This window comes from Virgisporangium aliadipatigenens (assembly GCF_016863615.1).
GTDB lineage: Bacteria > Actinomycetota > Actinomycetes > Mycobacteriales > Micromonosporaceae > Virgisporangium > Virgisporangium aliadipatigenens.
Genome location: NZ_BOPF01000007.1, coordinates 191,657 through 214,704 on the forward strand (window position 1 = coordinate 191,657; position 23,048 = coordinate 214,704).

Here is a 23,048-nt window from a genome sequence, read left to right on the forward strand (position 1 = left end):
AGTCTCCAGAAGGAGATCGCTCATGCGCATCGAAGAGGTCGAGGCCGCGGTCCGCAAGGCGGTGGCCGAGCATCGCGACGACCGGGGCCCGCTCCTGCCGGTCCTGCACGCCGTTCACGCCGCGCTGGGCCATGTGCCCGAGTCGGCGATCCCGTTGCTGGCCAGGGAGTTGAACCTGTCCCGCGCCGACGTGCACGGCGTGGTCACCTTCTACCACGACTTCCGCCGCACCGCCCCCGAGCGCCGGGTCGTGCGGATCTGCCGTGCGGAGGCGTGCCAGGCGGTCGGTGCCGCCGCGCTCGTCGAGCAGGCCGGCGCGCTGCCCGACATCCTCGCCGAGCAGGTCTTCTGCCTCGGCAACTGCGCGCTGGGGCCGTCCGTGCAGATCGACGGGAAGACCCACGGCCGGGTGGACGGCCCGCGCCTGCGGGCGATCCTGGAGGAGACACGATGACGACCGTGTACGTGCCACGGGATTCCGCCGCCCGCTCCGTCGGGTCGGACGAGGTGGCGGCGGCGCTCGCCCAGGATCCCGCGCTGCGCGTGGTGCGCAACGGCTCGCGGGGGATGTTCTGGCTGGAGCCGCTGGTCGAGGTGGAGACGCCGGCCGGCCGGATCGGGTACGGGCCCGTCGCACCGTCCGATGTGGACGGTCTGCGGCCCCTGCTGGCCACGGGCGACGTGACGCATCCGCTGTACGTGGGACGCGTCGAGGAGTTGCCGTGGCTGGCCGGGCAGCAGCGGGTGACGTTCGCCCGGATGGGGGTCACCGACCCGCTGTCCACACAGGACTACGTCGCCCACGGCGGCCTCGTCGGGCTGCGCGCCGCCCTGCGCCGCACCCAGGCCGAGGTGGTCGCCGAGGTCACCGCGTCCGGGCTGCGCGGGCGGGGCGGCGCAGGCTTCCCGGCCGGCGTCAAGTGGAAGACCGTGCTCGACTGCCCCGAGGGGCTGAAGTTCGTCTGCTGCAACGCCGACGAGGGGGACAGCGGCACCTTCGCCGACCGGATGGTGCTGGAGGGCGACCCGTTCATGCTCATCGAGGGCATGACCATCGCCGCCTGGGCCGTCGGCGCACGCGAGGGATACGTCTACATCCGCTCGGAGTATCCCGACGCGGTGCAGACGATGCGCGCCGCGATCGACCTTGCCCGCGCCGAGGGCTGGTTGGGCGAACGCGTGCTCGGCAGCGCGTTCGCGTTCGACCTGCACGTGCGGGTCGGCGCCGGCGCGTACATCTGCGGCGAGGAGACCTCCATGCTGGAGAGCCTGGAGGGCAAGCGCGGCACGGTGCGCGCCAAGCCGCCGATCCCCGCGATCGAGGGCCTCTTCGGGCGGCCGACGGTCGTCAACAACGTACTCACGCTCGCCACCGTCCCGGTGATCCTGGCCGACGGCGCCGAGCACTACGCCGCCCTCGGCATGGACCGCTCCCGCGGCACGCAGGTGTTCCAGCTCGGCGGCAACGTCAAGCGCGGCGGCATCGTCGAGACGGCGTTCGGGATGACGCTGCGCGAACTGGTCGAGTCCTACGGCGGCGGCACGCTCACCGGAAGACCCGTGCGCGCCGTCCAGGCGGGTGGGCCGCTCGGCGCGTACCTGCCGGAGTCCCGGTTCGACCTGCCGCTGGAGTACGAGGCGTTCGCCGCCGCCGGCGCGATGCTCGGCCACGGCGGGGTCGTCGTCTTCGACGACACCGTGGACATGGCCGCCATGGCGCGCTTCGCGATGGAGTTCTGCGCCGAGGAGTCGTGCGGCAAGTGCACGCCGTGCCGCGTGGGCGCCGTCCGCGGCGTCGAGGTCATCGACAGGATCGTTGCGGGGGAACGCCCCGACGAGAACCTCGCCCTGCTCGAAGACCTCTGCGAGCTGATGACCGACGGGTCGCTGTGTGCCATGGGCGGCCTCACGCCGATGCCGGTCCGCAGCGCGGTGGCCTTCTTTCCCGACGACTTCTTGAGTAGGAAGCCATGAGCCTGTTGAAGGAACCCGACTACGGCACCCCGCCGAAGCCCGGCCCGGCCGTCGTCGACGTCGAGATCGACGGCCTGCCGGTGACCGTCGCGGAGGGAACGTCCGTCATGCGGGCCGCCGCGCTCGCCGGCGTGGACATCCCGAAGCTGTGCGCGACCGACCGGTTGGACGCGTTCGGGTCGTGCCGGCTGTGCGTCGTCGAGATCGACGGCCGGCGCGGCACACCCGCCTCGTGCACCACGCCGGTGGCGCCGGGCATGAGCGTGCGCACCCAGACGCCGAAGGTGGCGAAGCTGCGCCAGGGCGTGATGGAGCTGTACATCTCCGACCATCCGCTGGACTGCCTGACCTGTTCGGCCAACGGCGACTGCGAGCTGCAGGACATGGCCGGCGCCGTCGGCCTGCGGCAGGTGCGCTACGGCTACCAGGGACAGAACCACCTCGACGCCACCGCCGACCGTAGCAATCCCTACTTCGACTTCGAACCCTCGAAGTGCATCGCCTGCTCCCGCTGCGTGCGCGCGTGCGGCGAGATCCAGGGGACGTTCGCGCTCACCATCGAGGGCCGCGGCTTCGACTCCAAGGTGTCCGCCGGTGCCGGTGAGTCCTTCATGGACAGTGAGTGCGTCTCCTGCGGCGCCTGCGTGCAGGCCTGCCCGACGGCCACGCTCCAGGAGAAGACGGTGCTCCAGCTCGGCATGCCGACCCGTTCCGTCGTGACGACGTGCGCGTACTGCGGGGTCGGCTGCTCGTTCAAGGCGGAACTGCGCGGCACCGAACTGGTCCGCATGGTCCCGCACAAGGACGGCGGCGCCAACGAGGGGCACTCCTGCGTGAAGGGCCGCTTCGCGTTCGGCTACGCCACCCACCCGGACCGCCGGCTCAAGCCGATGGTGCGCGAACGCATCACCGACGAGTGGCGCGAGGTCTCCTGGGAGGAGGCGATCGGCACGGTCGCGCGGCGGATGCGCGAGATCCAGGCGGCGCACGGCCCGGATGCCATCGGCGCGATCTCCTCCTCCCGCTGCACCAACGAGGAGGTGTTCGTGGTGCAGAAGATGGTCCGCGCCGCCTTCGGCAACAACAACGTCGACACGTGCGCGCGGGTGTGCCACTCGCCGACCGGCTACGGGCTGAAGCAGACGTTCGGCGAGTCTGCCGGCACGCAGGACTTCCGTTCCGTCGCGGCGGCCGACGTCATCGTCGTCATCGGCGCCAACCCCACCGACGGGCACCCGGTCTTCGCCTCCCGGATGAAGAAGCGGCTGCGCGAGGGCGCCCGACTCATCGTCATCGACCCGCGCCGGATCGACCTGGTGCGTTCGCCGCACATCGAGGCGGCGCACCACCTCCAGCTGCGCCCGGGCACCAACGTGGCCGTCGTCAACGCGCTCGCCCACGTGGCCGTCACCGAGGGCCTGGTGGACAAGGGATTCGTCGCGGACAGGTGCGAGGGCTTCGCGGAGTGGGCGGCGTTCATCGCCCGGCCGGAGCACAGTCCCGAGGCGGTCGAGGGCATCACCGGGGTACCCGCCGACGAGCTGCGCGCCGCCGCCCGCCTCTACGCGGGCGCCCCGAACGGCGCCATCTACTACGGCCTCGGCGTCACCGAGCACAGCCAGGGCTCCACGATGGTGATGGGCATGGCAAACCTCGCGATGGCCTGCGGCAACCTCGGTCGCGACGGCGTCGGCGTCAACCCGCTGCGCGGCCAGAACAACGTGCAGGGCTCCTGCGACATGGGCTCCTTCCCGCACGAGCTGCCCGGCTACCGCCACGTCAGCGACGACGCGGTGCGCACGGTGTTCGAGAAACTGTGGGACCGGCCCATCCTGGCGGACCCCGGCCTGCGCATCCCGAACATGTTCGACGCGGCCGTCGCGGGCAGCTTCCGCGGCCTGTTCGTGCACGGCGAGGACATCGCCCAGTCCGACCCCAACCTGCAGCACGTGACCGCCGCCCTGACGGCCATGGACCTCGTGGTGGTGCAGGACCTGTTCCTCAACGAGACGGCGAAGTTCGCGCACGTGTTCCTGCCCGGCGCGTCGTTCCTGGAGAAGGACGGCACCTTCACCAACGCCGAACGCCGCATCAACCGGGTCCGCGCCGTCATGAAGCCGAAGTCGGGCAAGCACGAGTGGCAGATCGTGTGCGAGATCGCCACGGCGATGGGCTACCCGATGAGCTACACGCACCCGAGCGAGATCATGGACGAGATCGCCTCTGTCACGCCGACGTTCACCGGCGTCTCCTTCGAACTGCTCGACAAGCTCGGCAGCGTCCAGTGGCCGTGCAACCCGCAGGCGCCCGAGGGCACGCCCGTCATGCACGTGGACGAGTTCACCCGGGGCAAGGGGAAGTTCGTCGTGACGGCGTACGTGCCGACGGACGAGCGGTCGACCCGCAAGTTCCCCCTGATCCTCACCACGGGACGGATCCTCAGCCAGTACAACGTCGGCGCCCAGACCCGGCGGACCGAGAACGTCGCCTGGCACCGGGAGGACATCCTCGAACTGCACCCGCACGACGCGGAGGTGCGCGGCATCACCGACGGCGACACGGTCCGCCTGGCGAGCCGGGTCGGTCAGACGACGCTGCGGGCGCACATCTCCGACCGGATGCCGACCGGCGTCGTGTACACCACGTTCCACCACCCCGTCACCGGCGCCAACGTGGTCACCACGGAGAACTCCGACTGGGCGACGAACTGCCCCGAGTACAAGGTGACCGCCGTCCAGGTGGGACTGGCCATATGAGTCACGTGATCTCCGAACAGCGGATGGCCAACCAGATCGCCGCCAATCAGCGGCACCTCCCCGAGGCGGACGCGGTAGCGGCCGTCGCCGGCCACATCGACCGTTTCTGGAACAGCTTCCTGCGGTCGCGCCTGTACGCACTGGTCGACGCGGGCGCGGCCGGGCTCGACCCGGTGGTGGTCAAAGCGGTGGAAAGGATCAGGACGTGAGACACAAGCCGGGCACCGAATGGGAAACCACCTACGCGCGGTGCGTCTCGGCCGCGCCCGAGGCGTTCGACCCCGACGGGCTGCTGAACCACTGGGGCGCCGCCTGGCGGCCGGACGGCTTCGCGCTGCCGTCGGTGTCCCCTGTGGACGGTTCGGCGATCGCCGGCCCGCCCCGCATCGACCGGGACACCGCCACCGCGGCCGTGCGCGCGGCCGCCGACCGGCACGCCGACTGGCGGCACGTGCCGCTGGCCGACCGCAAGGCGCGCGTCGGCGCGGCACTCGACGCCCTGAACGAGCACCGCGACCTCCTGGCGATGCTGCTCGTGTGGGAGATCGGCAAGCCCTGGCGGCTGGCCCGCGCCGACGTCGACCGCTGCATCGACGGCGTGCGCTGGTACGTCGCGGAGATCGACGGCATGCTCGCGGGCCGCGCCCCGCTGGCCGGCCCGGTCAGCAACATCGCCTCGTGGAACTACCCGATGAGCGTCCTCATGCACGCGATGCTGGTGCAGGTGCTCGCCGGCAACGCGGCGATCGCCAAGGCGCCCACGGACGGCGGCGTCGCCTGCCTCACGCTCGCCGTCGCCCTGGCCGCCCGGCACGGCCTGCCGCTGACGCTGGTGAGCGGCTCCGGCGCCGAACTGTCACCCGTGCTCGTCGGCGCGCCGGAGATCGCCTGTGTGTCCTTCGTGGGCGGTCGGACCGTCGGCTCGCGGCTCGTGGCGACCGACAAGCGGCTCGTGCTCGAACAGGAGGGGCTCAACTGCTGGGGCGTGTGGGAGTACTCCCAGTGGGACCGCCTCGCCGGCGAGGTGCGCAAGTCGTTCGACTACGGCAAGCAGCGCTGCACCGCCTATCCGCGCTACGTCGTCCAGCGTTCCCTCTTCGACGAGTTCCTGGCGGCGTACCTGCCGGCGGTGCGCAGCGTGGCCTTCGGCAATCCGCTGGCCGTCGCGCGTCCCGACGACCCACTGCCCAGACTGGACTTCGGGCCGCTCATCAACGCCACCAAGGCGAAGGAGCTCTCCGACATCGTCGACGAGACGATCGAGCGCGGCGGGGTGCCGCTCTACCGCGGATCCCTGACGGACGGTCGTGCTCCCGACAAGCACTTCGTCGACGGGCAGGACACCTCGGCCTACCTGGCGCCGGTGGCGATCCTGGGCCCGCCGCCGTCGTCGCCGCTGCACCACGCCGAGCCGTTCGGGCCGGTCGACACGATCGTGCTCGTCGACACCGAGGCCGAGCTGCTGGCCGCGATGAACGCCAGCAACGGCGCGCTCGTCGCCTCCCTCGCCTGCGACGACGAGGAGTACGCCGGCCGGCTGGCGAGCCAGGTGCAGGCGTTCAAGGTGGGCGTCAACCGGCCGCGCTCGCGGGGCGACCGGGAGGAGACGTTCGGCGGCAAGGGCGCGTCCTGGCGCGGCGCCTTCGTCGGCGGGTCGCTGCTCGTGCACGCCGTCACCGAGGGCCCGGCGGGGGAGCGGCTGCCCGGCAACTTCCCCGACTACTCGCTCTACCCCTGAGCGTTCTCACCCGAGCGGTCCCGGGCGTGATAGCTGTCCCGGGTCCGCTCGGTGTGCTTGCGCATCAGCTCGCCGGCCTTGCGCGAGTTGCGCGCCTCGATCGCCTCGATCAGCTCCCGGTGCTCGAGCCACGCCTCGGCACCCCGGGAGCGCGCGATCGGCCAGTAGTACCAGCGCACCCGCCGGTCGACCAGCTCGATCAGCTCCGCCAGCACCTTGTTGCCCGAAAGTTTCACGATGTAGGCGTGCAGCGCCGAGTTGGCGGCCACCATCGCCTTCTGGTCGTCGTCGGTCACCGCGATGTCGCCCTCGTTGAGCAACGAGTACAGGTGCTCGACCTGCTCCGGCGTGGCGTTCTTGGCCGCCAGCCGCGCGGACTCCGCCTCCAGCAGCGTGCGGGTCGCGAGGAGCTGGTCGGCCTCGTCCTCGGTCGGCGTGTGCACGAAGGCGCCCAGCGCCGGCCGCAGGTCGATCCAGCCCTCGGCGTGCAGGCGCTGCAGGGCCTCACGAACGGGCTGCCGGCTCACGCCCAGTTGCGCCGCGAGCTCGTTTTCCACAAGATGCTCACCGGGCTTCAGCTCGCCGTTGATGATCATCTCGGCGATCACGTCGAAGACGGCGTGGCGCAGCGGCGCGGGGCGTTCCAACGGCTGGCGGAGAGTGCGGGGCTCGCGGGGTGGGGTGGACGCCGAGGAGCGACGCCGCCGGGCGGGGGTGGTCATGGGATTTAGCATACAGTCGCCGAGATACCGTCCGGGGGACGGCACCTCGGCGAGCTGCGGAAAGACGACCTACTTGTACATCGTCTGGTTCATCGTCCCGGGGGCGTAGGCGTCCGGGTCGATCCAGACGTTGATCAGCGACGGCAGGCCCGACTCCCGGGCCCGGCGCAGTGCCGGCCCGATGTCCGCCGGGTCGCGGACCTCTTCGCCGTACCCGCCCAGCATCTCGGCGAACCGGTCGTAGTGCACGTCGCCGAGCGTGTTGCCGACCCGGGCCCGCGCCTCGCCGTACTTACGCTGCTGGCCGAAGCGGATCTGGTTCATCGAGGAGTTGTTGCCCACCACGCCGACGAACGGCAGCCCGAAGCGCACCATCGTCTCGAAGTCCCAACCCGTGAGACTGAACGCACCGTCGCCGAGGAGGCACACCACCTCCTTCTCCGGCCGGGCGTACTTCGACGCCATCGCGAAGGGCACCCCGACGCCGAGCGTGCCCAGCGGCCCCGGGTCCATCCAGTGGCCCGGCGACTTCGGTTGCACCACCCCGCCGGAGAACGTCACCACGTCACCGCCGTCGCCGATGAACACCGAGTCCTCGGTGAGGAACTCGTTGATCTCGTGCGCCAGGCGCAGCGGGTGGATGGGGGAGGCGTCCGACAGCAGCCGCGGCAGCCGCTTCCGCACGGCGGCGTTCTCCTCGGCGCGCAGCTCGTCGAACCACTCCTTGCGCGCCGCCGAGCCGTTGGCGAGCCGGCCCGAGGCGGCCTGCGTGACGGCGGCGAGGATCGCGCCCGGGTCGCCGACCAGCCCCAGGTCGATGTCGCGGTTCTTGCCGACGGTGCGGTAGTCCATGTCGATCTGCACGACCGTGGCGCCCGCGGGCAGCCGGCGCCCGTAGCCCATCCGGAAGTCGAACGGCGTCCCGACGATGATGATGAGGTCCGCGTTGTTGAACGCGTACCGCCGCGCCTGGTGGAAGTGGTGCGGGTCGCCGGGCGGCAGCGTGCCGCGGGCGGCGCCGTTCATGAACGCCGGCACGTTGAGCCCGCGCACGAAGCCGATCGCGTCGTCGGTGGCGCGGGCGGTCCACACCTGGGTGCCGAGCAGCACGGCCGGCTTCCGCGCGTGCACCACGAGGTCGGCGAGGCGTTCGACGGCGGCGGGATCGCCCGCGCTGCGGGTCGAGGCGCGGTAGCGGCCGGCCTGCGGGATCACGCAGTCGGCGAGCGCCACCTCGGCGTCGAGCACGTCGCGCGGGATCTCCAGGAACGACGGCCCGGGCGCGCCGTTGTAGCACTCGCGGAAGGCCATCGACACCATGTCGGCCGCGCGCGAGGTGTGCGGCACCGTCGCGGCGAACTTCGTGATCGGCGCCATCATGTCGACGTGCGGCAGGTCCTGCAGGGAGCCCATCTTGTGCTGGCTCAGCGCACCCTGCCCGCCGATGAGGAGCATCGGGCTCTCCGCCCGGAACGCGTTGGCGACGCCGGTGACGGCGTCGGTGGTGCCCGGGCCGGCGGTCACGACGGCGCAGCCGGGCTTGCCGGTGGCCCGCGCGTAGCCGTCGGCGGCGTGCGCGGCGACCTGCTCGTGCCGTACGTCGACGACGTCGATGCCCTCGTCCACGCAGCCGTCGTAGATGTCGATGATGTGGCCGCCGCAGAGGGTGAAGATGACGTCGACTCCCTCGGCCTTGAGGGCCTTCGCCACCAGGTGCCCGCCGGAGATGCGTTCGGAGTCGCGGCTCGGCTCCCGCAGGATGGCCTCCGCGGCCGCCGCGTCACTCGCCGTCTGGGTCATAGCTGACTCCCTTGGGGGGTATGAAGACTGCATACCGTATGCGGTTCTCCCATCCTGAACCACCGCCACACGAGGTGTCCATAGTTCTACTGTCTTCCGTTCACTGTATACAGTATCCTCAGCCTCATGGACCTTTATGAGTTCCAGGCGAAGGACCTCTTCGCCAAGCACGGCGTGCCGGTCCTGCCGGGCGCCGTCGCTCAGACCCCCGCGCTCGCCGAGGAAGCGGCCGCCGCGCTCGGCGGACCCGTCGTCGTCAAGGCCCAGGTGAAGACCGGCGGACGGGGCAAGGCCGGCGGCGTCAAGCCGGCACCCGACCCGGCCGCCGCGCACGACCGGGCGGGCGACATCCTCGGCATGGACATCAAGGGCCACACCGTCCACCGCGTGCTGGTGCTCGCCGCCGCCGACATCGCCGCCGAGTACTACGTGTCGTTCCTGCTCGACCGCACCCGTCGCACGTTCCTCGCCATGGCGTCCGTCCACGGCGGGATGGAGATCGAGGAGGTGGCCGCCACCCATCCCGACGCGCTCGTGCGCGTGCCGGTGGACCCCCTCGCCGGCCTCACCCGCGAAGCGGCGCTGGGCATCGCGGCGGCGTTCCCCCAACCGGAGCGGGTGGCCGACGTCCTGCTGAGGCTGTGGGCGGCGTTCGTCGCCGAGGACGCCACCCTCGTCGAGGTGAACCCGTTGGCGCGCACCGCATCCGGGGAGATCGTCGCGCTCGACGGCAAGGTGACCCTCGACGACAACGCCCGGTTCCGCCACCCCGACCACGCGGCCCTGGACGACAGCGCCGCGGCCGACCCCGTTGAGGCCCGCGCCCGGGAACGGGGGCTCAACTACGTGAAGCTCGACGGCGGCGTCGGCGTCATCGGCAACGGCGCCGGTCTCGTCATGTCCACATTGGACGTCGTCGCCCACGCCGGCGAACGGTTCGGCGGCGCGCGCCCCGCCAACTTCCTCGACATCGGCGGCGGCGCCTCGGCCGAGGTGATGGCCGACGGCCTCGACATCGTGCTCGCCGACCCGGACGTGCGCAGCGTCCTGGTGAACGTCTTCGGCGGCATCACCGCCTGCGACGCCGTCGCCGACGGGATCGTGCGCGCCTTCGCCCTCCTCGCCGAGCGCGGCGAGCCGGTCGGCAAGCCCGTCGTCGTGCGCCTCGACGGCAACAACGCCGTCCGCGGGCGGGACATTCTCCGCACCGCCGCGCTGCCCGGCGTCCGGCTGGTGGACACCATGGACGAGGCGGCCTCGCTCGCCGCCTCGCTCGCTTCGTAAGGCGGTTCGACATGAGCGGACGCTTGCGGGAGCGAATCATGAAGCAGGGCGCACTCGTGTCTCAGGGCGCCGGGGAGCGAAGCGAGGCGGCGTCATGAGCATCTTCGTCAACAGGAACAGCCGGGTCATCGTCCAGGGGATGACCGGCTCCGAGGGACGCCGGCACACCGCCCGGATGGTGGCCGCCGGCACCACCGTCGTCGGCGGCGTCAACCCGCGCAAGGCGGGCTCCACAGTGGACGGTCTGCCGGTGTTCGGCGGCGTCGCCGAGGCGATGAAGGAGACCGGCGCGGACACCACGGTGTCGTTCGTGCCGCCGGCGTTCACGAAGGACGCCGTGCTCGAGGCGATCGACGCCGGCATCGGCCTCGCCGTCGTCATCACCGAGGGCGTGCCGGTGCACGACACGGCGGCGTTCCGGGCGCGCGCGGTCGCGGCCGGCAACCGCACGCGCGTCATCGGGCCCAACTGCCCGGGAGTCATCAGCCCGGGCGCGTGCAACGTCGGCATCATCCCGGCCGACATCACCGGCCCGGGCCGGATCGGGCTCGTCTCCAAGTCCGGCACGCTCACCTACCAGCTGATGCACGAGCTGCGCGAGTTCGGGTTCTCCACCTGCGTCGGCATCGGCGGCGACCCGGTCATCGGCACGACGCACATCGACTGCCTGGAGGAGTTCGAGAAGGACCAGGAGACCGACGTGATCGTCATGATCGGTGAGATCGGGGGCGACGCGGAGGAGCGGGCGGCGGCCTATGTCAGGGAACGGTGCACCAAGCCCGTCGTCGCCTACGTGGCCGGCTTCACGGCACCCGAGGGGAAGACGATGGGCCACGCCGGCGCGATCGTCTCGGGTTCCGCCGGGACGGCCGCGGCCAAGAAGGAGGCGCTCGAGGCGGCCGGAGTGCGGGTCGGCCGCACCCCGACGGAGACCGCCGCCCTGGTCCGCGAACATCTCACCTGAACGCCGCGCGGGACAGGCACACGAATGTGCCTTCTTCCGCGGCCGCGCCGGGACGGGGATCCTGGGCCCGTGCTCTTCGACGACGACACCCGCGCGCTGCTCGACGGGAAGAACTTCGCCAGCGTCGCCACCCTGAACCCGGACGGCGGCCCGCAGTCCTCCGTGGTGTGGATGCGCCGCGAGGACGACACGATCGTGTTCACCGCGATCAAGGGTCGCCGCAAGGTGCGCAACCTCCTGCGCGACCCGCGGGTCAGCGTCACCGTGTTCGACCTCGGAAACCCCTACCACTCCGTGGAGATCCGCGGCCGCGCGACCGTGACCGACGATCCCGCCAAGGAACTGCCCGAGCACCTCTCGCGGCGCTACCTCGGCGTGTCGCCGCCGCCCGAGCCGGCCGACCTGGAGCGCGTGGTGGTGCGCGTGATCCCGGAGCGGATCAACGTGTTCAGGGTCTAGGTTGGACGGCGTGGCCGACCTCGACGACTTCGCCGCCCTCGTTCCCCGCGACCACGGGCTGTGCGTGGTCAGCACCCTGCGCCCCGACGGCTCGGTGCAGTCCTCGGTGGTCAACGCCGGCGTGCTGGCGCACCCGCACCGCGACGGGCGGGTCGTGGGCCTGGTGGCCCGCGGCGACAGCCGGAAACTGCGGCACCTGCGGGCCGACCCGCGCGTCACGATCGTCGTGCGGGCCGGCTGGCAGTGGGTCGCCGTCGAGGGGACCGCCGAGCTGATCGGGCCCGACGACCCGGCGCCGGACGTCGACGCGGAGGCGCTGCGGCTGCTGTTGCGCGAGGTGTTCACCGCCGCCGGTGGGACGCACGACGACTGGGCGACCTACGACCGGGTGATGGTGGAGGAACGCCGCACCGCCGTGCTCGTCACGCCGCGCCGGGTCTACACCAACCCCGGCAACTGAGCCGGCTCCCGCACGCCGGCGGCGGTCGGGGTGACCCAGCGCATCAGTGAACGGGCGGCCTCGATCACCGTCGTGCGGTCGTGCGTCAGCGCGAAGCCGAAGCGGCGTTCGTGGTCCGGCCCGCCGTCGCCGACGTCCCGGGCGACGAGCGCGGCCGCCTGGTGCGGGCCGACGACGATGACGTTCCACTCGCCGTGCAGCGGGTCGTCGGGGGCGAGGCGGGCGCCCCGCACGCCGGGTGCCGGTTCGTCGTCGAGGCCCACGCCGAGCGCGGCGACCAGCGGGCTGTGCGCGGCGATGCGCGCGAAGCGCACCGCTGTGGCGGGAGTGAAGTGCCGGGCGTCCTGGAAACAGGCCATCAGCACCGGCGGCTGCGAACCGGTGCCGCAGAGCGCCTCCAGGTGCCGGCTCATCGGCATGAGGAGTTCCTTCGTGCTGCGGGTCACCGGTCGGCGCGCGCCGACCACCCCGAACGGCGTCCGGTCGTCGCGCCGCGGCGGCTCGATGAACGGCAGTTCGGCCCGTGCCGGGGTGCGCGACGGAAGCGGCGCCGGCCGGCCGAAGTACCAGCCCTGCCCGACGGTGGCGCCCATCGTGCGGGCGACCGCCAGGTGCGCGGCCGTCTCGATGCCCTCCGCGAGCACCACGGCGCCGCTCGCCTCCGCGTAGGCGGCCACGGCGGCCACCACCCGCGCGGTGTGCGGCTCGTCCGGGCGGTGCAGCAGCCCCATGTCGAGCTTCACCACGTCCGGGTGCACGAACGGCATCAGCGCGAGCGAGGCCGGGTCGGCGCCGACGTCGTCCAGCGCCACGCCCCACCCGGCGGCGCGCACGCTCGCCGTGGCCGCCAGCAGCCCGGACGGGTCCCGCGCGATGGCGCGTTCGGTCATCTCGGTCACCACGCGCAGGCGTTCGCGCGCCTCGCTCACCAGCGGCCCGAGGTCGTCCGGGCACCCGGCCCGCCAGGCGGCCGGCTCCATGTTGACGAACCAGGTCAGCGACGGGTCCAGGTCGGCCCGCAGCACCGCCCGGAACGCCACCGCGCGGCACACCCAGTCGAGTTCCGCCTCGCGGCCGACCTCCCGGGCCGCCCCGAACAGCGCCGCCGGAGACTCCCACGCGGTGCCGGCCGGCCCCCGCGCGAGCGCCTCGTAGCCGACGACGCCGCCGGTGGCGAGGTCGACGAGGGGCTGGAACACGGGGGTGACGGCCCGCCGGTCGATGAGTTCGTGGATGTCCCGCACGCAGGTATTATCGGCACCGCCGGCGGTCGCCGAAGCGTCTCACTCGAACTCGCGCACCGCGTCGATCGAGGCGCCGTGCGGCGTGTTCGCCTCCCGTTCGATCATGATCTCCACCAGCACCGGGCGGCTCGTCGCCACGGCCTCCTTGCGCGCCCACTCGATCGCGTCGCGGATCTCGCCGGGCTTGAACACCCGCCGCCCGGCGCACCCGTACGCCTCCATGATCTTCACGTTGTCGGTGCCGAAGGTGTCGTAGTGGATGTCCACCTCGAAATTGATCCCGTAGGGCAGTTCGGCCTGCCGGATCAGCCCCAGGTACTCGTTGTTCAGCATGATCAGCACGAACGGCACGTCGTACTGCGCCGCCACGGCCAACTCCTCGACCAGGAACTGGAACGAGTAGTCGCCCACGACGCCGACCACCTCGGCGGCCGGCTCGGTGTGCTTGAGCGCCTTCTTCACCCCGATCGCCGCCGGGATCTCCCAGCCGAGCGGGCCGGCCTGCCCGCACACGTGGTAGCGGCGCGGGCGGTGCACCTTCTGGTGCTGGCCGCCCCAGATCTGGTACAGCCCGATGGCCGTCACGAAGTACGTGTCCGGCCCGAAGATCTCGTTGATCTCCTTGTACACGCGGGGTGCCTTCACCGGAACGCTGTCGAAGTCCTCCCGCCGGGTGAGCGTCGCGCGCAGCTGGCGGACCCGTTCGGTCCACTCGCCGGGGGTCCGTCCGGCGGCGCGGCGGCGCGCCAGGTCCAGCAGCGCCCGCAGGAACAGCCGCGCGTCGGCCACCACCCCGAGGTCCGGTTCGAAGACCCGGCCGAGCTGCGTCGGTTCGACGTCGACGTGCACGAACGTGCGACCGCCGCGGTACACGTCGAGCGCACCGGTGTGCCGGTCGCCGAAGCGCGCGCCGACGGCCAGCACGAGGTCGGACTCCAGGAACGACGCGTTGCCGTAGCGCTGCGACGTCTGGATGCCGGTCATCCCGGCGTGCAGCGGGTGGTCGTCGTCGAGCGCGCCCTTGCCCATCAGCGTGACCTGCACCGGCACCTGCAGGTACTCGGCGAGCGCGCGCAGTTCGGCGGAGGCGTCGGCGAGCACCACCCCGCCGCCGGCGAGGATCAGCGGGCGTTGCGCGGCGAGCAGCATGTCCAGCGCCCGTTCGACCCGGGGCGGGTGCGGCTCCACAGTGGACACCGGCAGCGGAGCGTCCACAGTGGAGTCCCACTCGATCTCCTGCCGTTGCACGTCCAGCGGCAGGTCGATGAGCACCGGCCCGGGCCGTCCCGAACGCGCCACCCGGAACGCCTCACGGAAGATCCAGGGCGCCTGGGCGGCCTCCTTCACCTGCACCGCCCACTTGGTGACCGGTGTCGCGATCGCCACGATGTCGACCGCCTGGAACGCCTCCTGGTGCAGCTTGCTCGACACCGCCTGCCCGGTGACGCACAGGATCGGGATGGAGTCCGCCTGCGCGGTGTACAGGCCGGTGATCATGTTCGTGCCGGCCGGGCCGGAGGTGCCGACGGCGACGCCGACGTTGCCGGTCACCCGGGACCAGCCGTCGGCCATGTGCGTGGCGCCCTCCTCGTGCCGCACGATGAGATGTTCGATGCGGCCGTCGGTCTCCAGCGCCGCGTAGAACGGCAGGATGGCCGCGCCGGGGCAGCCGAACACGGTGTCGACGCCTTCCGAGCGCAGCACGTCGACGACGGCCTGCATGACGGGGACCCTGGGCATGCGTGTGCCTCCTAGCGGCCGGAGACGGACTCGAGGACGGTCAGCAGTGCGGAGTGGTCCTGCCCGCCGTGCCCCTGGGCGCGGGCGGCGGCCACCAGTTGGGCGACGAGGCCGGACACCGGCAGCGCCACGTTCGCGCGGCGGGCGGCGTCCAGCACGATGCCCATGTCCTTGTGGTGCAGGTCGATCCGGAAGCCGGGCGTGAACTCGCGGGCCAGCATCGAGGCGCGCTTCAGGTCGAGGATGCGGCTCGCGGCCAACCCTCCACCGAGGACGTTCAGGCCGGCCTCGGCGTCCACCCCGGAGGCGTCCAGCAGCACGATGGCCTCGCTGACGAGCGCGTAGATTCCGGCGACGACGAGCTGGTTGGCCGCCTTCACGACCTGCCCGGCGCCGTGGCCGCCGACGTGCACCACGGTCCTGCCGAGCACGTCGAACAGCGGCCGCGCGGCGGCGAAGTCGGCCGCGTGCCCACCGACCATGATGGACAGTGCGGCCTGTTTCGCACCGGCCTCCCCGCCCGAGACCGGGGCGTCGAGCACCCGGACGTCGCGCGTGGCGGCCGCTTCGGCGATCGCCACGGAGGTCTCCGGGCGGATGGTGCTCATGTCGACGAGCAGGGTCCGCGGCCGCGCGTGCGCGAGCACCCCGCCGTCGCCGAGCACCACCCGTTCCACCTGGGGGTGGTCGGGGAGCATGGTGACGACGACGTCCGCGTCCGCGACCGCCTCGGCAACCGACCCGGCCGCCTTGCCGCCCGCGGCGACGAGCCGGTCGACCCCCGCCGGAGCCACGTCGTAGCCCGTCACGTCGTAGCCGGCGGTCACGAGGTGGCCCGCCATGGGGGAGCCCATGATGCCCAGGCCGACGAAACCGATGTGCCTCATGAGTGCTCCTTCACTCGTAGCCAGCCGAAACTGTCCACAGTGGACACCGAGGGGACGTATTCCAGGCCGACGTGGCCGGTGTACCCGGCCGCGCCGAGCGCCGTCAGGAGGCCGCGCACGTCGAGCGCGCCGGTGCCGGGCTCGTGCCGGCCGGGCGCGTCGGCGAGCTGCACGTGCCCGATCCGGCCGATGAGACCGCGCACCACCGCGCCGAGGTCGTCGCCGTTGACGGCCAGGTGGTAGAGGTCGGCGAGCAGCCGCAGGTTGGTGCGGCGCGGCAACCGGTCCAGCACCGCGAGGGCGTCGGCCGCCCGCCGCAACGGGTAGCGGGGCGCGCCGCTGAGCGGTTCGAGCAGCACGCTCGCCCCGATGCGCGCGGCCGCCTCGCCGGCGAAGGTGAGGTTCTCCAGCGCGAGTTCGTCCTGGGCGGCCGGGGCGTAGCCGTCGACCCGGTTGCCGTAGAGCGCGTTGAACGCCGGGCAACCGAGCCGTTCGGCGATGTCGATGGCGACCGCGACGGAGTCGCGGAACTCGGCCCGCCGGCCGGGCCAGGAGAGCAGGCCGCGGTCGCCGGCCGGCAGGTCGCCGGCGAAGAAGTTCAGCCCGACGAGGGAGACGCCGGCCGCGGCGACGGCGTCCACGAAACGGTCCACGTCGGCGTCGTCCGGTACGGCCACGGGAAAGGGCCACCAGAACTCGATGGCGTCGAAGCCGGCGGCGCGGGCCGCGGCGGGGCGTTCCAGCAGGGGGAGCTCGGTGAACAGGATCGACAGGTTGACGTCGAAGCGCAGGCCGTCCATCAACACATACTGTATGCAGTATGTGCAGGGGTCAACCCGTTCGGGACGTCACGTCGAGGAACAGTCCCTGACCCAGACGATCCCGTCGACGCCGGCGAGCCGGGCCGGGTCCAGCGGGAAGTAGCCGAACCAGTCCTGCGGACGGGCGCGCTCCGCCTTCACCGACCGCGGGTCCACCACGAACCGATCCCCGGGCAACGCGTACAGCTGCCCCTCGATCGTGTCGGCGGGCGGCTCCCCGACGCCGTGCCCCGGGATCGTGCCGAGCGCACCGGCCACGAACCGGTACTCCGGACCCAGGTGCGCCCGCACGATCGCGCCGGAGCTCCACCACTCCAGCTCCATGCCGCCCATCTTCATCGTGCTCGGTTCGCGGTGCAGGTGCAGGTTGTGCGTGTGCACCAGGGTCGGCACCCGCGCGGCGAGGGCGAGGATGTTGTCGGCGATGATCGAGGCGCGCACGCCGAGCAGCCGCGTCATGCGGGCCGGCGTCGGGTCGGCCATCCAGTGGTGGTAGCGCAGCAGCGCGGTGGCGGCGCGCGCGTAGAGCCGGGCCCGGTCGAGGCCGCGCGTCAGCTGCGGCGTGAAGGCCGAGAGCAGCGCCGTCAGGTCGTCGGCGATCAGCCGCAGCTCCCGCGCCTGCGGCGAGCGCCCGAACGACCTCGTCGGGTCCGCCACGGCCGCCTCGTCGGTCCAGCGGTCGTCCTCGCCGGCCAACGTCTCGATGTGCGCGGCGGTGCAGGGCAGCAGCGTCGGGTCGAGCAGACCCGCCAGGTAGGCGTGCAGGTCCAGCAGCACCCGCCGGGGGCTCTCCCCGTAGGAGATCTCCTGGGCGCCGTCCAGGCCGGCGAAGCGCACCCGGTCGTGCGCCGGGCGGTCCGCGTTGAACTCGCGCATCCACGCCACCAGCGCGCGGTTGCCGGCGCCGGCGCCGAAGCCGTGGCTGAAGCCGCGGGCCATCACGTCGTCGAGGTCGCCCTCCCCGGTCGTGACGTAGTCGTCGACGATCAGGCCGCGCAGGCAGTCGCTCTCGATGCCGACCGCACGGTAGCCGGCCTCCTCGATCAGCCGGGTGAACAGGTCGTTGCGCGCGCGCAGGAGTTCGTCCTGCCAGTGGGTGGGCTCACCGAGGGCGAGCACGCGCGGACGGGTCGGGAGCAGCCGCAGAACCGCGGCCGCCGAGATGTCGTCAACCATGCCCTCAACGCTATCGTTGAACCTACGGTGGAGACTTTGGCCCGAAAGCAGTCGAGCGATGGCGGAAAAGTTTCAAAGGCCGGTCGACCTGGCTCGGCGGCACGGCCTGTCCACGCAGGCGGTGCGCAACTACGAGGACGCCGGCATCCTGCCGCCCGCCGCGCGCACCGTGTCCGGCTACCGCGCCTACACGCCGCGGCACGCGGGGGCGCTCGACGCGTTCCTGGCGCTGCTGCCCGGGCACGGTCACCGGGCCGCCACGGCGATCATGCGGGCGGTCCACCGCGACGCGACGGAGGAGGCGCTGCGCCTGCTCGATGAGAGCCACGTGCAGCTCCTGGAGGACCGGCTGCTGCTGGAGGCCGTCGAGGCCGCGCTGCGCGGCGTGGCGTCGGTGACGACGGCGTCGGAGCGGGGGGACACGTTCATCGGGCCGCTCGCGCGCCGGCTCGGCGTCAAACCCGCGACGCTGCGCAAGTGGGAACGCGCCGGCCTCCTGACGCCGCGCCGCGACCCGCGCACCGGCTACCGCGTCTACGGCGCCGCCGAGGTGCGCGACGCCCGCCTGGCGCACCAGCTCCGGCGCGGCGGCTACCCGCTGGCCCGGATCGCGGTCGTGATCGCGCAGGTGCGCACCGCCAAGGGGATCGGCCCCCTGGAATCCACCCTGGACGACTGGCGGGACCGGCTCACGACCCGCGGCCGCGCGATGCTCGGCGGCGCCGCCGCCCTGCACACGTACCTCGCGAGCTTCGACGCGGCTGATCCTCCCGCGCCGACCCGGCACCGCCACGGGCGCGGCGCGGCCGGGTCCGGGTGACCGTCCCGGGTGGACGGTTCACTCTGGAACCTCACGGATGGCGGATGCTCGGTCGAGGGTTTCGCCGTCGGCTGCGATATGAGTGGACCATGACCTTGTCCGTCCATGATCTCGCGCCGCAGACGGCCAACCTGCGCGCCCACTGGGTCGCCTGGGGCGGCGCGCCCGACCCCGACGACGCGCTGGTGTACTACCGCAGCGGCCTGCAGCACCCCATGCTCAACGGCGTGCTGCGGCTGCGCGACCGGCCGCTCGACGAGGCGGCCACCGAGGTCGAACGGCGCCTCGCGGGCCTGCCGTGGCGCTGGTGGGTCGGGCCCGACAGCGATCCCGGGGTGGCCGCGGGCCTCGCCGCACGCGGGTACGTCCGCCGCGGCGCAGTGCCGATCATGGCGATGGGGCTCGACCGGATCCCGGAACCACCGCTGCCGGACGGCCTCACGATCGCCCGGTCCGACGCGGCGGAGTACGTCGGCGCCTACGCGGGGCCGTTCGGCGTCCCGCCCGAGCTGCTCGAGGCCACCGTCGACGCCGAACGCCGGCTGCGCACCGACCTCGGCACGCTGATCCGGCTGGTCGGCCGGGTCGACGGCCGCGCGGTCGCCGCGGCCGCGGTGCTCCTCACCGGCGAGGTGGCGGGCCTGTACTGGATCGCCACCGACGCGGCCCACCGGCAGAAGGGCATCGCCGCCGCGCTCACGGCCGCCGCGATGGCGGCCGGACGCGAACACGGCGGGTCGATCTGCACGCTCCAGGCCAGCAGCCTCGGCGAGCCGGTCTACCGCCGGCTCGGCTTCGCGACGGTCGCCGAGATACAGGCCTTCACACTGCCTGCCGACTAGATGAGTAAGTCCTAAGTCGGCCCTGGTGTGGGGGGATGGCGAAGGGTGTCGATGATCCGTTTGTGACGACAGACCTCAACACCCTTCTGACCGCACTGTACGTGAAGATCGATGACTGGCTGGGACGGCCACGTAGGACCGGTCGCCCGCCGATGCTCTCGGATGCCGAACTGCTCACGATGGCGGTGGCGCAGGTCCTGCTCGGCGTGCGTTCCGAGGCGCGCTGGCTGCGGTTTCTGCCCCGGGTACTGCCCGGGGCGTTTCCGTACCTGCCCGGCCAGTCCGGCTACAACAAGCGTCTGCGCGCGGCGGTGCCGCTGCTGAGACGCGCGATCCGCGCCGTCGCGACCGACACCGATCTGTGGTCCGACACGACCTGGATCATCGACTCGACCCCGGTCGAGTGCGGCCGCTCCCGCGCCACGGCGAAACGCTCGAACCTGGCCGGATGGGCCGGCTACGGCTACTGCTCGTCACACTCACGGTTCTTCTGGGGACTACGACTGCATCTGATCTGTACCCCGTCCGGCCTGCCGGTCACGTGGGCACTGGCCACACCGAAGATCGACGAACGGCAAGTCCTGACCGCCGTCCTGGACCACGACCCGAACCTGCTCAGCGACCGGCCCGGTCTCCTGATCCTCGCCGACAAGGGCTACGTCTCGGCCGAACTGGACCGGTGGCTGACCGATCGTGGGGTTCGGCTACTGAGACCGTCCTACCGCAACCGGACCCCACGACCGGGCGAACACCTACTCAAATCCGTCCGCCAACTTATCGAGTCGGTCAACGACACCCTCAAAGGCCAACTCGACCTCGAACTCCACGGCGGACGCAGCGACGCAGGCGTGACCGCCCGCGTCGCGCAACGACTCCTCGCGATGACCGCCGCCATCTGGCACAACCGCGCCACCGGCCAACCCGTCACCCGCTCACTAACCGCCTACGACCACTAACCAATAGGACTTACTCGTCTAGGTCCTGTCTCGCGGACCACGCCGGCCTGCGGCGGACTCAGACGCCGCCCGGCCGCACGCCGGTCACACCCGGATACGACACCGGTATCCGGGCGCGCCCGGCGCACACCCAGCCGACCCCTGAGCCTCGCCTCGGCTCGACGTGATCCACGAGACAGGCCCTAACGGAACTTCTCCGCGGTCGTCTGCAGCGTCGCGTGATGCCCCACCCAGTCGAACTCGTCCGGCCCCGGCATGTTGGACATCCCGGCCCGGTGCCCGGTCGCCCCGTCGATGAGTTCGCGCACGATGTCGGCGTGGCCGGCGTGCCGGTGCGTCTCGGCCGTCATGTGGACCAGGATCTGGTGCAGCGTCACCGGATTGCGGTCCGCCGGCCACCACGGCACCCGGCCCTCCGCGTCCAGCGGCAGCGCCTCGATCGTGGCGTCGGAGTGCGCCCACGCCCGACGGTAGAGGTCGGTCAGGTACTCCCGGGACTCGTCCGCGGTGGCCCACATGTCGGCGCCGCGCGGCGCGTCGTCGGCGTACCACGGGATCTCCTCCGGGAACGGCCGCCCGAAGCACTCGCCGAAGTACTCGGCGTCCACCCCCGCCAGGTGCTTCACCAGACCGAGAAGGTTGGTGCCGGTGGGTACCAGCGGCCGGCGCACGTCGTAGTCGGAGAGGCCGTCGAGCTTCCACAGCAGAGCCTCGCGGGCCGTCCTGAGATAGCGGTGCAGGTCCGCCTTCATCGCGTCGTGGTCCACCCCGACAGCATCCCATCGAGGCGCCGTATCGGACACTGGGGGACATGGCCAGTGCGACAGGAGTGGAAGCGGACCGTCAGGCAGACCCGTTGGCACAGGTGCGACGTCTGTTGCGGCATCGCGAGTACCGCCGGGCCGTCGAGATGATCGACCGTCGCCTGATCGGCGTCGTCGCCGTCGACACGCGGTTCCCGTTGGAGGATCTCAAGACCTACGCCTACGAGCGGCTCTCCCGCTTCGGCCCCGGCCCCTCCTGGCGCACCCCGGTCAGCCTGCGCCGGGGCAACCCGGTGAGCCTGCGCCGCCCGGTCACCGTCGACCTGCGCCGCCTCGACCGCGCCGAGCTGGAGCAGGTGCTGCGCTGGCTGCTCGCCGGCGAGATCCGGGCCGCCGACGAGGCGCTGCGCGCCGGCGACTGGACCGGCGTCGTCACGGCCGCGGAGTTCGCCGGGCGGATCGACGACCGCAGCACCCGCATCGCCGCCGCGCACGCCCGCGGCCTGTACGAGCTGGCCGTCGACGCGCTCGACCGTGAGTCGCCGGACCTCGACGACGTGCTCGGCCAGCTCCAGCGGGCGGCCCGGCTCGCGGCCCGCGCCGGTACCGACCCGTCGCTGGGCGCCGGCCCGAAGAAGCTCACCGCCGGCATCGAGGAGGTCGCCGCGATCGTCGAGCGCCGCCGCGCCCGGGCCGCCCGGGTCGAGGCGGTGCGCTCGGTGGTGCGCCGGTTCAACCGGCTGACCGAGCACTACGCCGACCGGGACCAGCTGATCAGCCACGTGCAGCTGGGCAACGCGCGGGCGTCGCTGGCCCAGATCCGCGGGGACGTCGAGCGGTTGCTGCCGCAGCACGAGCCGGATTCCCCGGCCAGCCGGATGCTCGCCGACCTCCGCGTCAAGATCGACCAATACAAGATCCAGTTGGAGCGGATCGGGCGTACCCTGCGCGCCGAATAGAGCTTCATTTCGCGGGGCCGTCGGGCGGGTTCGTTGTGCGGATGCCGGTTGATGGATGACGTGTCCGCGTCGGCGGTAGTGGCTGGTCCTGGCGTCGGCTTGGTGTCGGCGGCGCCAGGTTGACCGGTGCAGCCAGTGGTCGATGGTGCTGATGGTGACGAACCCGGGCTGTCGTACTAGTGGAGTTGTCATGGTTCGACCTCTGTGCGGCTGTGGCCGCGACTCAGGGCAGTACCGTGTCCCGGTGATTCGCGTGGAGGTATCGCGGGAGTATCCGACCACGACGGCTGCGGCGTTCGACTACATCACCGATCCGGCGAACTGGCCGGACTACTGGCCCGACCTCATCAGAGTCGAAACGCCGGAGCGGTCCTGGGCCGAGCCGGGCGATGAGATGCGCCTGCGGATGAGGTTCATGCGGAGCGAGGTCGTGATGCAGATGGCTCTCGATCGGCTGGTGCCGGCACAGGTCGTGGAGTACCACTCGCGGCAAGACGGCATGCCGGAACTGCGGCACGAACGCCACTGGGAGCAGCGTGACAACGGGTTCCGGTACCGGATCGCGGTGTCCTACGAGCCACGGCCGGGCGCGAAAGGGTTCTTTGATCGCGTCCTGGTGAGACGTGGGGTGAAGAAGGCACTGACGCGCACGCTGGACAATCTGGAGTCACGCCTGACATAG

Annotated in this window: 22 protein-coding genes; 14 read left to right on the forward strand and 8 right to left on the reverse strand. The window is 71.9% G+C overall.

What is annotated here, in order from left to right; all coding sequences use genetic code 11:
• The first annotated feature begins 22 nt into the window (after positions 1-22).
• The 5 genes from Val02_RS11555 to Val02_RS11575 are packed head-to-tail and all read left to right on the forward strand — an operon-like array spanning position 23 to position 6,468.
• Complete coding sequence (locus Val02_RS11555) at positions 23-454, forward strand: NAD(P)H-dependent oxidoreductase subunit E (protein ID WP_203898977.1); 432 nt, start codon at positions 23-25, stop codon at positions 452-454.
• Entirely contained in the window at positions 451-1,974 is a 1,524-nt protein-coding gene (locus Val02_RS11560; RefSeq protein WP_203898978.1) for a formate dehydrogenase beta subunit, read from the forward strand. Before Val02_RS11555 ends, Val02_RS11560 begins: the two co-directional genes overlap by 4 nt.
• Complete coding sequence (fdhF, locus tag Val02_RS11565; RefSeq protein WP_203898979.1) at positions 1,971-4,730, forward strand: formate dehydrogenase subunit alpha; 2,760 nt, start codon at positions 1,971-1,973, stop codon at positions 4,728-4,730. The genes Val02_RS11560 and fdhF overlap by 4 nt, the downstream gene beginning before the upstream one ends.
• Positions 4,727-4,939, forward strand: a complete 213-nt coding sequence (locus Val02_RS11570; protein WP_203898980.1) for a formate dehydrogenase subunit delta — start codon at positions 4,727-4,729, stop codon at positions 4,937-4,939. The genes fdhF and Val02_RS11570 overlap by 4 nt, the downstream gene beginning before the upstream one ends.
• Complete coding sequence (locus tag Val02_RS11575) at positions 4,936-6,468, forward strand: aldehyde dehydrogenase family protein (RefSeq protein WP_203898981.1); 1,533 nt, start codon at positions 4,936-4,938, stop codon at positions 6,466-6,468. The genes Val02_RS11570 and Val02_RS11575 overlap by 4 nt, the downstream gene beginning before the upstream one ends.
• Here the strand turns inward: Val02_RS11575 and Val02_RS11580 are convergent.
• Together Val02_RS11580 and Val02_RS11585 are read right to left on the reverse strand one after the other, a co-directional pair.
• On the reverse strand, positions 6,459-7,190 hold the full coding sequence (locus Val02_RS11580) for a GntR family transcriptional regulator (RefSeq protein ID WP_203898982.1): 732 nt from the start codon (positions 7,188-7,190) through the stop codon (positions 6,459-6,461). The two genes, Val02_RS11575 and Val02_RS11580, sit on opposite strands and share 10 nt — an antisense overlap.
• 69 nt (positions 7,191-7,259) lie before the next feature.
• Positions 7,260-8,990 carry a thiamine pyrophosphate-binding protein gene (locus Val02_RS11585; protein ID WP_203898983.1) on the reverse strand — a complete coding sequence of 577 codons (1,731 nt, stop codon included), beginning with the start codon at positions 8,988-8,990 and terminating at the stop codon, positions 7,260-7,262.
• 126 nt (positions 8,991-9,116) lie between these two features.
• On the opposite strand from Val02_RS11585, the gene sucC reads away from it, so the two are divergent.
• From sucC to Val02_RS11605, 4 genes are all read left to right on the forward strand, one after another.
• Positions 9,117-10,274, forward strand: a complete 1,158-nt coding sequence (gene sucC, locus Val02_RS11590) for an ADP-forming succinate--CoA ligase subunit beta (RefSeq protein ID WP_203898984.1) — start codon at positions 9,117-9,119, stop codon at positions 10,272-10,274.
• Between the two features lie 94 nt (positions 10,275-10,368).
• The gene (gene sucD / locus Val02_RS11595; RefSeq protein WP_203898985.1) at positions 10,369-11,238 is read left to right on the forward strand and encodes a succinate--CoA ligase subunit alpha; all 870 of its coding nucleotides are present in this window, start codon (positions 10,369-10,371) and stop codon (positions 11,236-11,238) included.
• Between the two features lie 69 nt (positions 11,239-11,307).
• A complete protein-coding gene (locus Val02_RS11600; RefSeq protein WP_239152734.1) occupies positions 11,308-11,697 on the forward strand; it encodes a PPOX class F420-dependent oxidoreductase in 390 nt (129 codons plus the stop codon).
• Positions 11,698-11,707: 10 nt separating this feature from the next.
• Positions 11,708-12,157, forward strand: coding sequence for a TIGR03618 family F420-dependent PPOX class oxidoreductase (locus Val02_RS11605; protein WP_203898987.1), 450 nt, complete (start codon positions 11,708-11,710; stop codon positions 12,155-12,157).
• Here the strand turns inward: Val02_RS11605 and Val02_RS11610 are convergent.
• From Val02_RS11610 to Val02_RS11630, 5 genes are read right to left on the reverse strand one after another with little or no spacing between them, the layout of a single operon-like run.
• Positions 12,136-13,401, reverse strand: coding sequence for a sensor domain-containing phosphodiesterase (locus tag Val02_RS11610; protein WP_203898988.1), 1,266 nt, complete (start codon positions 13,399-13,401; stop codon positions 12,136-12,138). The genes Val02_RS11605 and Val02_RS11610 overlap by 22 nt on opposite strands.
• A 39-nt stretch (positions 13,402-13,440) precedes the next feature.
• On the reverse strand, positions 13,441-15,141 hold the full coding sequence (gene gcl / locus Val02_RS11615; RefSeq protein WP_203898989.1) for a glyoxylate carboligase: 1,701 nt from the start codon (positions 15,139-15,141) through the stop codon (positions 13,441-13,443).
• 11 nt (positions 15,142-15,152) lie between these two features.
• Entirely contained in the window at positions 15,153-16,028 is an 876-nt protein-coding gene (locus Val02_RS11620; RefSeq protein WP_203898990.1) for a 2-hydroxy-3-oxopropionate reductase, read from the reverse strand.
• On the reverse strand, positions 16,025-16,828 hold the full coding sequence (locus tag Val02_RS11625; protein ID WP_203898991.1) for a hydroxypyruvate isomerase family protein: 804 nt from the start codon (positions 16,826-16,828) through the stop codon (positions 16,025-16,027). The genes Val02_RS11620 and Val02_RS11625 overlap by 4 nt, the downstream gene beginning before the upstream one ends.
• 48 nt (positions 16,829-16,876) lie before the next feature.
• A complete protein-coding gene (locus tag Val02_RS11630; RefSeq protein WP_203898992.1) occupies positions 16,877-18,025 on the reverse strand; it encodes an erythromycin esterase family protein in 1,149 nt (382 codons plus the stop codon).
• A 58-nt stretch (positions 18,026-18,083) separates the two neighbouring features.
• Between Val02_RS11630 and Val02_RS11635 the strand changes: the two genes are divergently transcribed.
• The 3 genes from Val02_RS11635 (at position 18,084) to Val02_RS11645 (ending at position 20,643) form a co-directional block, all read left to right on the forward strand.
• Entirely contained in the window at positions 18,084-18,845 is a 762-nt protein-coding gene (locus Val02_RS11635; RefSeq protein ID WP_203898993.1) for a TioE family transcriptional regulator, read from the forward strand.
• Positions 18,846-18,934: 89 nt separating this feature from the next.
• On the forward strand, positions 18,935-19,687 hold the full coding sequence (locus tag Val02_RS11640; RefSeq protein ID WP_203898994.1) for a GNAT family N-acetyltransferase: 753 nt from the start codon (positions 18,935-18,937) through the stop codon (positions 19,685-19,687).
• A 62-nt stretch (positions 19,688-19,749) separates the two neighbouring features.
• The gene (locus Val02_RS11645) at positions 19,750-20,643 is read left to right on the forward strand and encodes an IS982 family transposase (protein ID WP_203898995.1); all 894 of its coding nucleotides are present in this window, start codon (positions 19,750-19,752) and stop codon (positions 20,641-20,643) included.
• A gap of 182 nt (positions 20,644-20,825) precedes the next feature.
• Here the strand turns inward: Val02_RS11645 and Val02_RS11650 are convergent, their stop codons facing one another.
• A complete protein-coding gene (locus Val02_RS11650) occupies positions 20,826-21,410 on the reverse strand; it encodes a DinB family protein (protein WP_373317884.1) in 585 nt (194 codons plus the stop codon).
• A 44-nt stretch (positions 21,411-21,454) separates the two neighbouring features.
• Here Val02_RS11650 and Val02_RS11655 point away from each other — a divergent pair, with 44 nt between their 5' ends.
• Together Val02_RS11655 and Val02_RS11660 are read left to right on the forward strand one after the other, a co-directional pair.
• Complete coding sequence (locus Val02_RS11655; RefSeq protein ID WP_203898996.1) at positions 21,455-22,366, forward strand: hypothetical protein; 912 nt, start codon at positions 21,455-21,457, stop codon at positions 22,364-22,366.
• A 244-nt stretch (positions 22,367-22,610) separates the two neighbouring features.
• Positions 22,611-23,048, forward strand: a complete 438-nt coding sequence (locus tag Val02_RS11660) for an SRPBCC family protein (RefSeq protein WP_203898997.1) — start codon at positions 22,611-22,613, stop codon at positions 23,046-23,048.

Bases quoted from the DNA above. Each gene is read 5' to 3' on its own strand.
- Val02_RS11555 (WP_203898977.1), top strand. From the start codon at position 23: ATGCGCATCGAAGAGGTCGAGGCCGCGGTCCGCAAGGCGGTGGCCGAG.
- Val02_RS11560 (WP_203898978.1), top strand. From the start codon at position 451: ATGACGACCGTGTACGTGCCACGGGATTCCGCCGCCCGCTCCGTCGGG.
- fdhF (WP_203898979.1), top strand. From the start codon at position 1,971: ATGAGCCTGTTGAAGGAACCCGACTACGGCACCCCGCCGAAGCCCGGC.
- Val02_RS11570 (WP_203898980.1), top strand. From the start codon at position 4,727: ATGAGTCACGTGATCTCCGAACAGCGGATGGCCAACCAGATCGCCGCC.
- Val02_RS11580 (WP_203898982.1), bottom strand. From the start codon at position 7,190: ATGACCACCCCCGCCCGGCGGCGTCGCTCCTCGGCGTCCACCCCACCC.
- Val02_RS11585 (WP_203898983.1), bottom strand. From the start codon at position 8,990: ATGACCCAGACGGCGAGTGACGCGGCGGCCGCGGAGGCCATCCTGCGG.
- sucC (WP_203898984.1), top strand. From the start codon at position 9,117: ATGGACCTTTATGAGTTCCAGGCGAAGGACCTCTTCGCCAAGCACGGC.
- sucD (WP_203898985.1), top strand. From the start codon at position 10,369: ATGAGCATCTTCGTCAACAGGAACAGCCGGGTCATCGTCCAGGGGATG.
- gcl (WP_203898989.1), bottom strand. From the start codon at position 15,141: ATGCCCAGGGTCCCCGTCATGCAGGCCGTCGTCGACGTGCTGCGCTCG.
- Val02_RS11620 (WP_203898990.1), bottom strand. From the start codon at position 16,028: ATGAGGCACATCGGTTTCGTCGGCCTGGGCATCATGGGCTCCCCCATG.
- Val02_RS11625 (WP_203898991.1), bottom strand. From the start codon at position 16,828: ATGGACGGCCTGCGCTTCGACGTCAACCTGTCGATCCTGTTCACCGAG.
- Val02_RS11630 (WP_203898992.1), bottom strand. From the start codon at position 18,025: ATGGTTGACGACATCTCGGCGGCCGCGGTTCTGCGGCTGCTCCCGACC.
- Val02_RS11635 (WP_203898993.1), top strand. From the start codon at position 18,084: ATGGCGGAAAAGTTTCAAAGGCCGGTCGACCTGGCTCGGCGGCACGGC.
- Val02_RS11640 (WP_203898994.1), top strand. From the start codon at position 18,935: ATGACCTTGTCCGTCCATGATCTCGCGCCGCAGACGGCCAACCTGCGC.
- Val02_RS11655 (WP_203898996.1), top strand. From the start codon at position 21,455: ATGGCCAGTGCGACAGGAGTGGAAGCGGACCGTCAGGCAGACCCGTTG.